Raw genomic sequence first — 12482 nt, 5'->3', positions numbered from 1 at the left:
TTGTGTACGTGGTGACCGTGCGGGGCGGGCGTCCCCGCCCCGCACGGAGGGTTCATCAGGTGATCGGGATCGCCGGGCTGAACGCGCGGTTCTGCGCCGGGTTGGTGTTCTTCACGGTGCAGTTGAAGTTCCAGGTGGTCCAGGAACCGTCCTTCTTGTGGAAGTCCAGCGGAGCGTTGATCGTGGTGCCGAGCGACGCGGTCGCCGAGCCGGGTGCGCCGGCGGTGAACGTCGGGACACCGGTGCCCGCGTCCTGGACGATGTTGAACGTCCGGGGGCCGGGCACGTACGGGTTGATCTGGGTCGGGACGTTCAGGTTCGACACCGTCGCCGAGGCCGGGGTGGCGTTGGTGATGGTGATCGGCATGTTGGCCTTGCCGCGGACGCCGTCGTAGTTGGCGGCGTTGAGCAGGGCGTTGATGGTGGCGTTGATGGTCGCGCTGCCCGAGATGTTCGTGGGCGTGGCGGTGGCGCCCGAGGCGATCGACGCCGGGCCGTCGAACTGGGCCTTCACGTCCAGCTGCTGCTGGCCGATACCGGGGAAGTTGCACATGTAGGCGACCGTGCCGGTGGCATAGGTGGTCGCGGCGGCGGCCGTGCCGGCGGTGAGCACGGCGACCGCGCCCATCACGATGCCGGTGGTGGCGACGCCTGCTGACAACTTGCCAAGTCTGCGGGACATACCTGTCATCTCCTTTGATCCAGTTTACGTCTCGGGCGGCTTTCCCCATGCGCCTTTCGGCGGATTTTTCTGATCAAATATGCTCGACCTGAGCAGCTTTCTCGGTGGTGGGGTAAACCGAGGTTACCCGCGAGTTATGTACGTAACAAGGATTCATGTCGACATGTTTCGGAGTGGGTGAGTAGCCCGTTCGTTCTTGTCAGTGCGCGCTGAATGCGATTATGAAGTTTGTCCGGCGGTGACAAAGACGCGGCCGATCGGCGGAGCCGGGTTAACATTTCGCGCATGGCTTCCGAGAATCGACGATCCACGACACGGCGCGTGACGAGTTGCGCGATAGCCGTAATGATCGCCACGGTTTCCCTTTCCGGTACCGCCCACGCCGCGCTCACCGGCGAAGTGCGGCCGTGGGGGAGCAACGACTACGCGCAGGGGACCATTCCCTCCGCGGCGCTCGGGGCGAGCGCGGTCTCCGCGGGTGCGATCACGCACCTGGCCCTCAAGGACGGGGGCGTGATCGCCTGGGGCAACGACAGTTACGGCCAGCTGGCCGTTCCGGCCGCGGCCACGTCCGGGGTGTCGGCGATCGCCGCGGGATGGGCGCACGAACTCGCGCTCAAGAACGGCGGCGTCATCGCCTGGGGCAATGGTTTCTACGGCCAGAACGTCGTCCCGGCCGCCGCGACCTCGGGGGTCACCGCGATCTCCACCAGCGCGTACTTCAACCTGGCGCTCAAAACGAACGGCAGCGTGCTGAGCTGGGGTTCGCGAACCGCTGTTCCCGCAACGGTTTCGTCCGGCGTCTCCGCGATCTCGGCCGGCGGCGACCACGGGCTCGCGCTGAAGAACGGCGGCGTCGTGGCCTGGGGCAGCAATGGAAAGGGGCAGATCACCGTGCCCGCGGCGGCGACGTCCGGGGTATCGGCGATCTCCGCGGGCTTCCGGCACAGCATCGCGCTGAAGAACGGCGGCGTCATCGCCTGGGGTGACAACGGCTACGGCCAGGCCACGGTCCCGCCGGAGGCGCAGTCAGGCGTCGTCGCCATCGACGCGGGTTTCAACCACAACGTCGCGTTGAAGTCCGACGGCAGCGTCTTCGCCTGGGGCAGCAACGTGAAGTCGGAAAGCCGGGACACCAGCACGGAACCGCCGACGGACTTCTGGAAGTTCTCCGGCGTTTGCCCTGCGGTCTACGCCATTTCCGCAGGTGACAGCACCGGCGTCGCGCTGGTCGACCCGACCGCGCCGTACTTCTGTTGAGACTGCGAGGCCGTCGAGTGTGGAGGCCGAGTGGTCTCGCGACGATCCGTGAAGGCCTCCTTCCCTCGGCTCAGCTGAGGGAAGGAGGCCTTCACACCCGCCTATGTACCTGAAGCGAGAACCTCGTGAGTGGTGAGGCCGGTTCTGACGGACCCGTATTTACACCCACTGGTGCGACTGGCGGTCGAGTGTGGAGGATTTGGGACGTTCAACGTCCTGAATCCTCCACACTCGGTCTCGGTGCGGGGTGAAGCCTGTGCTGGATGGCGGCGCGGTCGAGCGGGGAAGATTCCGGACGTTGAGCGTCCGGAATCTTCCCCTGTCACGCCGTCTGCCCCAGGGCGTGACCGGCACGACCTTGATCAACGGAGGAATGGGGACGGTGAGTGTCCCGGATCTTCCGTTGATCAAGAACCGAGACCGGCGTGAGCCCGCGACGGTGAAGGAATCAGGACGTTCAACGTCCTGATTCCTTCACCGTCGGGCCCGGCAGCCGCGGAACCGCCACCCACGCGCAGGTCAGGCGCAGGTAGGCAAATACGGGTCCGCCCTAGCCGTCCTCACCACTCACGAACGTCAGGACAGGTTCGACTTCATGTTCAGGTTGATCGTGTTGCCCGGACCGGAGATCAACGCGCCCAGCGCGAGGTCGTTGATGAAGCAGTCCTTGAACTCGGGGATCGTGAACACGCCCGAAGACGGGATCGTCTCCGCGAACAGGTCGACGTTCTTCGACACCAGGGTCAGGTCGAGCGGCTTGACCGTCTTGCAGGCGTTCGGCACCGTCGGGAGCGGGATGACCGGGTAGAACAGGCCGACGACGATGTTGTCGATCAGCATGTTCGCCTGCGAACGGGTGGTCAGGTCGCCGTTGGCCAGCGTGCCGGTGACCGGGCCGGTCGGCTGGATCCGCACGCGGGCCTTGATCTTGAAGACACCCGAGACCAGCGAGATGTTCGCGGTGGACGGCGGTAACGCGAGATCGCCCCGGATCCCGACGTTGTCCCCGTCGATGACCAGTGCGCCGTTGAGCTGGCCGGGGCCCAGGTCGAGGGTGCCGCCGGTCTTCTTCACCGTGGTCTTCCCGGTGACCGTGTACGACACCGGGATCTCCACCGGGTCGTCCGCCAGGGCCGGGGTGGCGGCAAGGGAGCCCGCCATGGCGGCTGCGGCGGTGAGTGCGACTACCGTGCCGAGGCGACGGCGGACGGTTTTCGGGCGCGTTCGACCGAACATGGGTTTCTCCTCGTTTTCTCTCGTGTTCTGCAAAGCGGACGAAATGGGGAAATGACGTTTTGTCACCGGGGGACGAGATCGGTGATGACCCAATTGTCGCCTTCGCGTTCCGCGGTGATCGAAAGCTGGGCCGCGGCCGTTGTCGACGAATTGTTGTCGGCGCGTGTCGCCGCTTGATCGAGGAATACCAGCAGTCGCGCTTTACCGCCGCCGAGTTCCTGGACGGCGGATGAGGAGACGCGAGTGGTAAGCACGAGTTTCTGTGCCGGAGCCTTTTCCCTGACCTGGGCGAACAACTGGTTGTACGACTCCAGCGCCTTGCCTCTCAGCGCCGAAGCTGCCGCCTTTTCGGTGACGTCGGTCCGGTCGTAGGAATAGGAGAAGACCTTGTTGAGCGCCACCGTCACCGCGGAGTTCACCTCGGCGGTGGCCCCGACGTCGGTGAGCGCGGTGTTGGCCGCCGACGGCGCGGCCGAGATCGACCTCGCCTCCAGGGTGAACCACACCCCCGCCGCGACCAGCACGGCCGCCGCGACCAGCAGGATCAGTGACAGCTTCGGCCGCCGGGACGGCTGTTCGGCGGTCTCTTCGGCGACGGATTCGGCCGTGGTCTCGGTCTCGGCTTCGGTCTCGGTGACATCGTCGGCTTCGGTGTCGGCGGTGGCGGTCATCGCGCACCCACCGGAAGCTGGTCGAGCGCGCTGAGCTTCCAGCCCTCGCCGGTCCTGGTCAGCCCGGCGGCGAACCGGTTGCGTTTCGTCGTCGGCGCCGAGCCTTCCTTCGCCATCGTGATCTCCACCGAAGCCAGCATCTTGGCCGTTCCCGCGTGGTCGTCGAGTTCGCTGATCGCCGCGTCGAGCACCTTGCCCGTCGAGACCGTCGCGTCCTTGGTCAGCGTCTGCTTCGTCGCGTCGTCGGTCTTGCCCAGCTGATCGCGCAGGGGACCGGTCGACGCGGCGAGCCAGTCGGCGATGCCCTGATCGACGCGGTGGTGGTCGAGGCTGGTCAGCCGGGCGACCAGTTCACGCCCGGTCTTCAGCGCTTCGTCGCGCGAGTTCCCGTAGGACACGGCCTCGGAGCCCGTCGCGGTGAACCAGGTGTACCCGGCCCATCCGGCGAACGCGCAGGCCGCGGCGAGCACGGCGATCGCGATCTTCAGTTGCGCAGCCACAACATCTCCTCGAGGCTCGTGGACGTCGGCTGGCCGTCGGCGCCGAAGCCGCCGGGGATCGAGGCGGGCGGGACGCCGCCCTTCGGCGCGTTCTGCGAACCGCGGACCGAACTCGGGTTGCCCTTTTCGAGCGTGCAGGCGGCACCGGTGTTGAACGGCAGCGCCGAGAGATCCGCGCTGCTGCGGATCTTCGTGCCCTCGTAGCCCTTGGTGCACGGCATCGGCTCGAAGAAGGTCAGGACCAGCCCGACCTTCCCGGACTCCCCGTCGACGGCCGCGTCGACAGCGGAGACCGCTTTCGGCATGTTGATCAGCAGCTGCCGCAGGCCGTCGGTGCGCGCGGAGAACACATGCGACGTGGTGAGCAGGTTCGCCAGCAGGATCGGCAGGCCGGGCTCGTTGTCCCGCAGCAGCCCGGAGAGCTGGGTCGCCGCGCCGGGCGCGGTCGCGATCAGCTCGCGCAGGTCACCGTCCGAACGGGACAGTTGCTGGGCGAACTGCCTGGCGTTGTCGCTGAACTGCCGCCACGCCTGCGACGAGTCGACCTGGGTCTTCAGCACGGTCGAGCCGTCGGTGAGCAGCTTCTCCGTCTGCGGCAGATGGTTCGCGGCCCGCTTGGTGAAGTCGGTGGTGGAATCCAGCAGCACCTGGAGGTTCGCGCCGGAGCCGCGCAGGGCGTTGTCGAGTTCGTCGACCACGATCCGCAGGTCCTCGGTCGGCACGGACGCGGTCAGCGAGTCCAGGTCGGTCAGCAGGTGCTGCACCGGCAGCGGCACACTCGTCGCCTCACGCGGGATGACCGAACCTTCGGCGAGGAACGGCCCGTCGCCGGTCCGCGGCTGCAGGTCGACGAACTGCTCGCCGACCGCGGACCGGTTCGCCACGACCGCCCGCGAGTTCGCGGGGATCGGCGGCGCGTCGTCGTCGATCAGCAGATCCGCTTCCATGCCCCCGGCGGTGAGCCGGAGTTCGCCGACCCGGCCGACGGCGACGCCGCGGTAGGTCACCTCGCCGTTGGTGAACAGGCCGCCGCCGTCGGTCAGCGCGAGCTTCACGGTGTAGCCGCTCGCCCCGAAGAGCCTGCCGAGGCCCGCGTAGTTGGCCCCCACGAACGCCGTCGTCGCCAGCGCGATGATGACGAACGCGAGCACCTGGATCCGGACACGGGTGGTGAGCATCAGCTACCTCCGGAAGACGGCAGCGGGAGGGTCGGGAGCCCCGGTGGGACCCCTTCGCCGGGAGGAGGCAGTTCGACGCCCGGTCCGGGGATCATCGAGGCGTAGACGTTGAGGTAGTCGCCCTTGATCCCGTCGCGGACGGCGTCGGTGAACGGGAACGTCGGCAGGATCTCCAGCGACTTCGGCAGGTTCTCGCCGGCGTCGGCCAGCCGCTTGAGGATCGGCGCGAGCGCGGTGAGATCGGCGACGAGGTCGGCCCTGCTCTTCTTGATCACGTCGACCCCGACCCCGGAGAGCCGGTCCAGCGACTGCAGCATCGCGACGAGCTGGGTGCGCTGCTCGGAAAGGCTCTTCAGACCGGGGGTGAGGTCGGTCAGCGCGCCTTCGACCTGGGTTTTCCGGTTCGCCAGCGTCGTCGAGAGCCGGTTGAGCCCGTCGAGCGCCGAGGTGATGTCGGAGCGATGCGAGTCCAGATTGGACACCAGCTGTTCCACAGTGGACAGGAAGGAGCGGATCTCCTCCTCGTTGCCGTCCATCACCTTCGACAGCTCGCGGTTGATGGTCTGCAGCTGGCCGATCCCGCCGCCGTTGAGCAGCAGGGACAGCGCGCCGAAGATCTCCTCGAACTCCGGGTTGCGGTTCGTGCTCGCGACCGGGATCACCCCGCCGTCGCCCAGCCTGCCCTCGGCCTTCGCCGCGCTCGGGGCGAGTTCGATGAACTTCTCGCCGAGCAGGCTGGACTGCCGCAGCCGCGCGATGGCGTTGGCGGGCAGGTGGACGTCGCCGTTGACCGCCAGGACGGTTTCGGCCGTCCAGCCGTCTTCACCGAGCTTGATCGTCTCGACCCGGCCGACCGGGACGTCGCCGACCTTCACCGCGGCCTGGGGGACCAGGTCGAGCACGTCGGCGAACTGCACGGTCACCCGGTACGGATGGTCACCGATGTCCGCGCCGCCGGGCAGCGGCAGGTCGTAGACGCCCTTGAAGTCGGCGGAACAGGCGGTGAGCGCGAGGCAGCACGTGGCGAGCACCGCGATCGTCCGGTTCGTGGTCATCAGCGCCCCCCGGTGTAGGTGGCGCCGGCGACCGGCAGCGGGAGCGGGGCGTAGTCGAGCAGGAGGCCGCGGCTCTGCAGCTTCCCGGTCTTCGGGTCGACGGCTTCGAGCACGTTCGTCACCGCCAGCGGGATCGTGTCCAGGGTCTCGGCCAGCGCGGCGCGTTTGTCGACCAGTGTCCCGGTCGTCACCGCGAGCTTGTCCACATTGGACTTGATCAGTGCGCGGTTGTCGCGGATGAACTGCTGGATCTGCGCCAGCGCGCCGCCGAGGCCCTTGAGCGCGCCTGCGAGCTCTTCCTTGTTCTGTGCCAGCGTCCCGGTGACCGACGCGAGCTGCTTGTTGACCTCGCTGACGTTCCGGTCGTTGGTCGCCAGCATCGAGGTGAACCGCTGCAGTTCGTCGACGGTGGCGAACAGGTTCTCCGAGTTCCCGGACAACGTCCTGGCGAGGTCGGCGAAGTTGCGCACCGACTCGTTGAACGGCTTTCCGTTGCCCTGAAGGTTCTTCGCGCCCGTGCGCAGCAGATCCGAAAGCGCGCCGTTCGAGTTCGCCCCCTGGGGGCCGAGCGCCTTGGCGAGGGTGTCGAGGCTGGAGTAGAGCTGGTCGAGCTCCACCGGGGTGCCGGTGCGCTCCACCGGGATCACCGCGCCGTCGTCCAGCCGGTTGCCGGAGCGGGTGAGCTTGGTGAACTGGACGTACCGGTCGGCGACCACACTCGGCGCCACGACCAGGGCGTTCGTGTCGTCGGCGATCGGCGTCGCACCGTCGACGGTCAGCACGACCTTGACCTGTTCCCCTTCCGGGGCGACCGATTCGACCTGGCCGACCCGGACGCCGAGCACCCGGACGTCCGATCCGCTGTAGACACCGACCGCGTGCGAGAAGTACACGGTGACACGGTCGAGCCCGCTGCCGGAGAAGATCCACCACAGGCCGCCGACGACGGCCAGCGCGAGCACGAGCGCCAGGGTGACGAACCTGCTGATCACCGTCGGCCTCCCGGAATCGGCGGGGTGCAGGGATCCCGGTTCTCGGGGATGAGCCCGCACAGATAGCTGTCCACCCAGCGCCCGTTGCCGAGCGAGTTGTTCACCACGCGGAAGTACGGCCCGGCGAGGTCGAGGCTCTTGGCAAGATTGTCGTTCTGCCGCTGCAGGATGTCGGTCACCTCTCCGAGCTGGCTGAGCGCGCCGCCGAGCTGCTCCTTGTTGTCCTGTACCAAACCGGAAAGCTGGGTGGCGAGGTCCTTCGAGCCGGTCAGCAGGTCGTGGATCGCCTGGCGGCGGTTGTCCAGTTCGGTCAGCAGCAGGTTGCCGTCCGAGAGGAGCTTGGCGAAGTCGTCGTTCGAGTCGGCGAGCGTCGTGGTGAGGCCGTGCGCGTTCGACAGCAGGCTGGCGAGTTCGTTGTCCCTGGAGGACACGGTCTTCGACAGCGACGTCAGCCCGTCGAGGGCCTTCCGGATGTGCTCCGGCGAGTTCTTGAACGTGTCGGACAGCGTGGTGAAGCTCTCCGCGAGCTGATCGGTGTCGATCGCGCCCGCCGTGTCGGCCAGCCCGTTGAACGCCTCGGTGACGTCGTAGGGCGTCACGGTCCGGGTGCGCGGGATGACCTGCTTCGGGTTCTGCACCGTCTCGCCGGTCGGGCGCAGCGCCAGGAACTTCCGGCCGAGCAGGGTCTTGATCTTGATCTCGGCGGCGGTCTTGTCGCCGACCCAGGCGTCCTTGACCCGGAAGCTCACCACGACGTGGTCCTCGGCGAGCTGGACCTCGCTCACCTCGCCGACCTTGATCCCGGCGATCCGCACCTCGTCGTCGGCCTGCAACCCGGCCGCCTCGGAGAACTCGGCCTGGTAGGTGGTCCCCGAGCCGATGATCGGGAGGTCCTGGTAGTTGAGGGTCGCCGTCAGCAGCGCGGCCGCGACGGCGCTGCCGACGAACCCGATGACGATCGGGTTCCGTTCCTTGAAGGGTTTCACGACGTGCACCTCTCCGCCGTCGCCGGGACCCCGCGAGGAGGGTCGCTCCGGAGGACGGCCGAGCACAGGTAGAAGTTCATCCAGGATCCGTACGAGCTGATCCGGCCCAGGTCGTTCAGCTTTCCCGGCAGCACGGTGAGGAACTTCTCGACCTCGGCCTTGCCGTCTTTTGCCGTCAGCGCGCCGGAGAGCAGGCCGAGGCCCTCGATGCTGTCCTTGAGCGGCTTCCTGCCCTGTTCGAGCAGGCCTGCCGTGGCGGTGGTGAGATCCGCGATCCCGGAGACGGCGTCCCCGATCTCGGCGCGGTCACCGGCGAGGCCGGACACCAGGTCCTTCAGCGTCGAGACCAAAGTGGACAGTGCGTCGCCCTTGCCGTTGATGGTCTTCAGCACCGTGTCCAGGTTCGTGATCACGTCGCCGATCACCTTGTCGCGGCCGGCGAGCGTGGTGGTCAGCGAACCGGTGTGCGCCAGCAGGCTTTCCACCGTGCCGCCCTCGCCCTGCAGTACCTGGACGATCTCGCCGGAGAGCTGGTTGACGTCCTTGGGGGACAGGGCCTGGAACAGCGGTTTGAAGCCGTTGAACAGCTCCGTCAGGTCCAGCGCGGGAGTCGTGCGCTCCAGCGGGATCTCGGCGCCCGGCTCCAGGAGTTCGCGAGTGCCCTTGCCGCGTTCGAGTGCGATGTAGCGCTGGCCGACCATGTTGCGGTACTTGATCACCGCGTTGACGTCGGCTGGCAGCCTGCGCTGCGAATCGAGCGAGAACTTGACGCGGGCGAGGCTGTGGTCGGCGATCTCGAGTTCCTCGATCTGGCCGACCCGCACCCCGGAGATCCGCACGTCGTCGCCCACGTTAAGCGATGTCGCGTCGAGGAATTTGGCGCTGTAGGACTTGGTGTCGCCGAGGCCGGTGTTCGTGATGGACACCGCCAGCAGCACCGTGGCCAGTGTCGTGATGACGACGAAGATCAGCCCCTTGATCAGGGGGCTCACGAAGTTCCTCATCGCAGGGTCACCTCCGTGCCCCGGTAGAGCGGTCCGACGAGCACGCTGCCCCAGGCGGGCACCTGGGCGGCGGGGATGCCCGCCGACGGCGCGACCAGGGCGGAGATCAGTTCCCGTTCCTGCGGCGAATTCGCCAGGCCGAGGTCGCCCTGAACGCCAGGGAGCGCGACGGTCGTCTCGCCGGTCGCGGCGATCCCTTGGCTCATCAGGCCGTTCGACGGGTAGCAGCGGGGTTCGCCGGAGGCGTTGTAGACCGGGTCGTCCTTGCCGGGGACGTATTTGGCGCGGGGCTGGGTGACGGTGATCTCCGCGTGGAGGCCGGGTTCGTCGGTGCCCTTGCCCAGCACCTTGTCCATCTGAGGCTTCAGCTTGGCCAGCGCGTCGATCGTGCAGGCGAAACTCGGCGAGTACTTCGCGGCGATCTCGAGCGGTGCCCGGCTGTCGGCGGCGAGCGCGATGATGTTGGCGCGGTTGTTGGCGAGGAACGTCGTGACCTGCTGGGAGGACGACGTCACCTGCTGGTACACCGTCGCCAGTTCGGCGCGTTTCTCCTTGACCGTGTCCAGGGTGACCGCCGAAGCGCTCAGCGAGTCGAGCAGATCCGGCGCGATGTCGCCGTACAGCTTGGAAACCGTGGCGAGGTCGCGGATGTTGTCGTTCAGCGCCGGGAGGTTCGGGTTGAACTTCTCGAGGTAGCCGGCCGCGGTGGCGAAGGTGTCGCCGATCTGGTCTCCGCGGCCTTCCAGTGCGGAGGCGACCGTGGTCAGCGTGGTGGCGAGCTTCTGCGGCTGCACCGCCTTGAGCAGCGGCAGCAGATTGTCGAAGACCCGCTCCAGTTCGATCGCGTTGGCCGAGCGGTCCTGGGTGATCACATCGCCCGACGTCAGCGGCTGTGCCGTCGATCCGTCCGGAATGGACAGTTGCACGTACCGCTCACCGAACAGGGTCTTCGGCACGAGCAGCGCGGACACGTTCTTCGGCAGCTGGGAGACCTTGCCCGGCTCCATGGCCAGGTCGATCTCCGCGCCTCGCGGCGTGGCGCGGACACCGCGGATCTCGCCGACCACCACCCCGCGCGCCTTGACCTGCCCGCCCGCGCGCAACTGGTTGCCGACCCGGTCCGCCTGCAGGGTCACCGGGACCGACGTGACGAAGTCCTTCTGATAGATCTTGATCGACAGCAGCACGAGGGCGGACATCACCACGACGAACAGCACCCCGGCCGTCCTGACCCCGGCCTTGCGCAGCCCGCGCCTGCTCATCCGGCCACCTGCACCGTCGTGGTCGCGCCCCAGATCGCGAGACTGAGGAAGAAGTCCAGCACGCTGACCGCCACGATCGCGGTCCGCACGCCACGGCCGACGGCCACGCCGACGCCCGCGGGCCCGCCGCTCGCGCGGAAGCCGTAGTAACAGTGGGCGAGCACGATCACGACACTGAACACCAGCACCTTGCCGAACGACCAGAGCACGTCACCGGGCGGCAGGAACAGCAGGAAGTAGTGGTCGTAGGTGCCCGCGGACTGGCCGTAGAACCAGACGGTGATCTGGCGCGACGCGAGATACGAGGTCAGCAGGCCGATCGCGTACAACGGGATGACCGCGAGGAAGCCCGCGATGATCCGGGTGGTCACCAGGTACGGGACGCTGGGGATGCCCATCACTTCGAGCGCGTCGATCTCTTCCGAGATCCGCATCGCGCCCAGCTGGGCGGTGAACCCGCAGCCGACGGTGGCCGAAAGCGCCAGCCCGGCGACGAGCGGCGCGATCTCGCGGGTGTTGAAGTACGCGGAGACGAAACCGGCGAACGCCGACGTGCCGACCTGGTTGAGCGCCGAATAGCCCTGGAGCCCGACGACCGTGCCGGTGAACACGGTCATCCCGATCATCACGCCGATCGTGCCGCCGATGACCGCGAGCGCGCCGCTGCCGAAACTGACTTCGGCCAGCAGACGGGTGATCTCGCGCAGGTAGCGGCGCACCGCGCGCGGCACCCAGGCCAGCGCTTTGAGGAAGAAGAGGATCTGGTCGCCGAGCGTGTCCAGGAAACCGAACCGGCGGTCCACCGCCTCGCGGACCCGCGTGACGCGGGTGGGTGTCGTCGTCGCCATCAGCTGCCCTTCGCCGGGACGAGCTGCAGGTAAAGCGTCGTCAGCACGAGGTTCAACAGGAACAGGAGCAGGAACGTGATCACCACGGACTGGTTCACCGCGTCACCGACGCCTTTCGGGCCGCCTTTCGGATTGAGCCCGCGATAGGAGGCGACGATCGCCGCGACGAAACCGAAGATGACCGCTTTGATCTCGCTGATCCAGAGGTCCGGCAGCTGCGCGAGAGCGGAGAAACTGGCCAGATACGCACCCGGTGTCCCGTTCTGCATGATGACGTTGAAGAAATAGCCGCCGAGGACGCCGACCACGCTGACCATTCCGTTCAGGAATGCGGCGACCCCCATCGCGGCGAGCACCCGCGGCACGATCAGGCGCTGGATCGGGGAGACCCCGAGCACCTCCATCGCGTCGATCTCCTCGCGGATCGTGCGCGACCCGAGGTCCGCGCACATCGCCGATCCGCCGGCGCCCGCGATCAGCAGTGCCGTCACGATCGGGCTCGCCTGCTGGATGATCGCCAGCACACTGGCCGCGCCGGTGAACGACTGCGCGCCGATCTGCGCGGTCAGCGAACCGATGTGCAGCGCGATCACCGCGCCGAACGGGATCGCGACCAGCGCCGTCGGCAGGATCGACACACTCGCGATGAACCAGAACTGCTGGATCAGCTCGCGGGCCTGGAACGGCCGCCGGAAGGTCAGGCGGACGACGTCGAGGCCGAGTGAGTACAGCCTGCCCGTCTCCCGGATCGCACCCGCGCCGGGGAATGAGGGTGCGTTAGTCCGGACGCCCACGCCGACCCTCCAGT

At 67.5% G+C, this 12482-nt stretch carries 13 protein-coding genes; 1 reads left to right on the top strand and 12 read right to left on the bottom strand.

Translation table 11 applies throughout. The features are described 5' to 3' along the window. Positions 1-55 precede the first annotated feature (55 nt). The gene (locus tag AMYAL_RS0107890; RefSeq protein ID WP_020630769.1) at positions 56-682 is read right to left on the bottom strand and encodes a DUF6801 domain-containing protein; all 627 of its coding nucleotides are present in this window, start codon (positions 680-682) and stop codon (positions 56-58) included. A 345-nt stretch (positions 683-1027) separates the two neighbouring features. Here AMYAL_RS0107890 and AMYAL_RS0107885 point away from each other — a divergent pair, with 345 nt between their 5' ends. Then, positions 1028-1942 carry an RCC1 domain-containing protein gene (locus AMYAL_RS0107885; RefSeq protein WP_020630768.1) on the top strand — a complete coding sequence of 305 codons (915 nt, stop codon included), beginning with the start codon at positions 1028-1030 and terminating at the stop codon, positions 1940-1942. A 576-nt stretch (positions 1943-2518) separates the two neighbouring features. On the opposite strand, the gene AMYAL_RS0107880 is transcribed toward AMYAL_RS0107885, so the two are convergent. The 11 genes from AMYAL_RS0107880 to AMYAL_RS0107830 all read right to left on the bottom strand — a co-directional run bounded on the left by AMYAL_RS0107880 (position 2519) and on the right by AMYAL_RS0107830 (position 12468). Beyond that, the gene (locus AMYAL_RS0107880; RefSeq protein WP_020630767.1) at positions 2519-3178 is read right to left on the bottom strand and encodes a hypothetical protein; all 660 of its coding nucleotides are present in this window, start codon (positions 3176-3178) and stop codon (positions 2519-2521) included. 62 nt (positions 3179-3240) lie between these two features. Then, positions 3241-3849 carry a hypothetical protein gene (locus tag AMYAL_RS0107875; RefSeq protein ID WP_020630766.1) on the bottom strand — a complete coding sequence of 203 codons (609 nt, stop codon included), beginning with the start codon at positions 3847-3849 and terminating at the stop codon, positions 3241-3243. Continuing rightward, positions 3846-4349, bottom strand: a complete 504-nt coding sequence (locus AMYAL_RS0107870; RefSeq protein WP_020630765.1) for a hypothetical protein — start codon at positions 4347-4349, stop codon at positions 3846-3848. The genes AMYAL_RS0107875 and AMYAL_RS0107870 overlap by 4 nt, the downstream gene beginning before the upstream one ends. Then, complete coding sequence (locus AMYAL_RS0107865; protein WP_020630764.1) at positions 4334-5527, bottom strand: MCE family protein; 1194 nt, start codon at positions 5525-5527, stop codon at positions 4334-4336. Before AMYAL_RS0107865 ends, AMYAL_RS0107870 begins: the two co-directional genes overlap by 16 nt. Beyond that, positions 5527-6582: an MCE family protein gene (locus AMYAL_RS0107860; RefSeq protein WP_020630763.1), complete on the bottom strand. Its 1056-nt coding sequence runs from the start codon at positions 6580-6582 to the stop codon at positions 5527-5529. The genes AMYAL_RS0107865 and AMYAL_RS0107860 overlap by 1 nt, the downstream gene beginning before the upstream one ends. After that, positions 6582-7574 (bottom strand): MCE family protein, encoded by a 993-nt coding sequence (locus AMYAL_RS0107855; RefSeq protein WP_020630762.1) that lies wholly within the window; start codon positions 7572-7574, stop codon positions 6582-6584. Before AMYAL_RS0107855 ends, AMYAL_RS0107860 begins: the two co-directional genes overlap by 1 nt. Continuing rightward, the gene (locus tag AMYAL_RS0107850) at positions 7571-8560 is read right to left on the bottom strand and encodes an MCE family protein (protein WP_026466842.1); all 990 of its coding nucleotides are present in this window, start codon (positions 8558-8560) and stop codon (positions 7571-7573) included. The genes AMYAL_RS0107855 and AMYAL_RS0107850 overlap by 4 nt, the downstream gene beginning before the upstream one ends. Beyond that, positions 8557-9564, bottom strand: coding sequence for an MCE family protein (locus AMYAL_RS0107845; RefSeq protein WP_020630760.1), 1008 nt, complete (start codon positions 9562-9564; stop codon positions 8557-8559). Before AMYAL_RS0107845 ends, AMYAL_RS0107850 begins: the two co-directional genes overlap by 4 nt. Then, positions 9561-10826 (bottom strand): MCE family protein, encoded by a 1266-nt coding sequence (locus AMYAL_RS0107840; RefSeq protein WP_020630759.1) that lies wholly within the window; start codon positions 10824-10826, stop codon positions 9561-9563. The genes AMYAL_RS0107845 and AMYAL_RS0107840 overlap by 4 nt, the downstream gene beginning before the upstream one ends. After that, positions 10823-11674 carry an MlaE family ABC transporter permease gene (locus AMYAL_RS0107835; RefSeq protein ID WP_020630758.1) on the bottom strand — a complete coding sequence of 284 codons (852 nt, stop codon included), beginning with the start codon at positions 11672-11674 and terminating at the stop codon, positions 10823-10825. Before AMYAL_RS0107835 ends, AMYAL_RS0107840 begins: the two co-directional genes overlap by 4 nt. Further along, on the bottom strand, positions 11674-12468 hold the full coding sequence (locus AMYAL_RS0107830) for an MlaE family ABC transporter permease (protein ID WP_020630757.1): 795 nt from the start codon (positions 12466-12468) through the stop codon (positions 11674-11676). Before AMYAL_RS0107830 ends, AMYAL_RS0107835 begins: the two co-directional genes overlap by 1 nt. Positions 12469-12482: the final 14 nt, after the last annotated feature.

It is taken from the genome of Amycolatopsis alba DSM 44262, assembly GCF_000384215.1.
Lineage (GTDB): Bacteria > Actinomycetota > Actinomycetes > Mycobacteriales > Pseudonocardiaceae > Amycolatopsis > Amycolatopsis alba.
This window is presented reverse-complemented; position numbering and strand designations above follow the sequence as displayed.